General features: G+C 67.1%; 2 protein-coding genes. Both read left to right on the top strand.

The features are described from left to right. Window positions 1-363 (top strand): UbiX family flavin prenyltransferase (locus AB4Y99_RS27805; protein WP_441525631.1); only part of this gene is annotated, 363 nt, incomplete at its 5' end. Continuing rightward, window positions 360-893 carry a TIGR02444 family protein gene (locus tag AB4Y99_RS27800; protein ID WP_441525630.1) on the top strand — a complete coding sequence of 178 codons (534 nt, stop codon included), beginning with the start codon at window positions 360-362 and terminating at the stop codon, window positions 891-893. The genes AB4Y99_RS27805 and AB4Y99_RS27800, both read left to right, overlap by 4 nt. Window positions 894-1,037: the final 144 nt, after the last annotated feature.

Below are 1,037 nucleotides of genomic sequence, written 5' to 3'. Positions count from 1 at the left end.
GCGCCGATCTCCAGTGGTTCGTTCAAGACGCTCGGGATGATCGTCGCGCCCTGCTCGATCAGGTCGCTGTCCGAGATCGCGCATGGCACGACCTCGAGCCTGCTGACGCGCGCGGCCGATGTCGTGCTGAAGGAGCGGCGCAAGCTCGTGCTGATGGTGCGCGAGACGCCGCTGCATCTCGGCCATCTGCGCAGCATGGTCCAGGTCACAGAAGCCGGCGCCATCGTCATGCCACCCGTTCCGGCCTTCTACGCGAAGCCTGAGAGCGTCGACGACATCGTGCGTCATTCGGTGGGACGCGCGCTCGATCTCTTCGGGCTGGATGTCGGCGGGCTGAAACGCTGGGGCGAAAGCGGGACATGATGGACGAGGCCGAAGCCGACCGCGCCTTCGATCTCGACTCGCCGTTCTGGCGCTTCGCGCTGCGCGTCTACGCGGAGCCCGGTGTCTGCGAGCTCTGCCTGACGCTTCAGGACGAGAACGGCGTCGACGTGAACCTGCTGCTCTTCGCCTGCTGGTGCGGCAGGACCGGCCGCCGGCTGACGCTGCAACATGTCGAGACGGCGGCAGCCTCGACGGTGGCATGGACGGAAGGCGTCGTCCGCCATCTGCGGGCGGCCCGGAGAGCCTGGAAATTGTTCGGACCTGACGAGCCTCAGGCCTGGGCCGGGCGCGAGAGCCTGAAATCAGTCGAGCTCCTGTCCGAGCGCATCGTCTGTGCGACGCTTTACGGCATGGCCGATCGCTTCGGGATCGTTCGCGAGGCAGAGCCGCTGCGAGCCGGCGTGATCGGCGCAAACCTCCATCTGGTTCTCCAGCGCGCCGGCGTTCCGGCTGGCCGCATCGAAACGGCCTCGTGCGCGCTTGTGGAAGCTTGCCGCGCCGCAGGCTGATCAGCCGGCCGCGCGGGCTGCCGTGAACCGGTTTTCGGGCACGGGCAGACCCAAATGGTCGCGCAAGGTCACCCCCGAATAATCCTCGCGAAACAGTCCGCGCTCCTGCAAGACGGGCACGACGAGCCTCACGAAGTCGTCGAA

The sequence above is a fragment of the Allobosea sp. TAB14 genome (assembly GCF_052113865.1).
Taxonomy (GTDB): domain Bacteria; phylum Pseudomonadota; class Alphaproteobacteria; order Rhizobiales; family Beijerinckiaceae; genus Allobosea; species Allobosea spartocytisi.
Note: the sequence above shows the minus strand (reverse complement) of the source record. Positions and strands in the feature narration are given on the sequence as shown.

Excerpts from the sequence above, each read along its gene's own strand:
- AB4Y99_RS27800 (WP_441525630.1), top strand. The coding sequence starts at position 360 with ATGATGGACGAGGCCGAAGCCGACCGCGCCTTCGATCTCGACTCGCCG.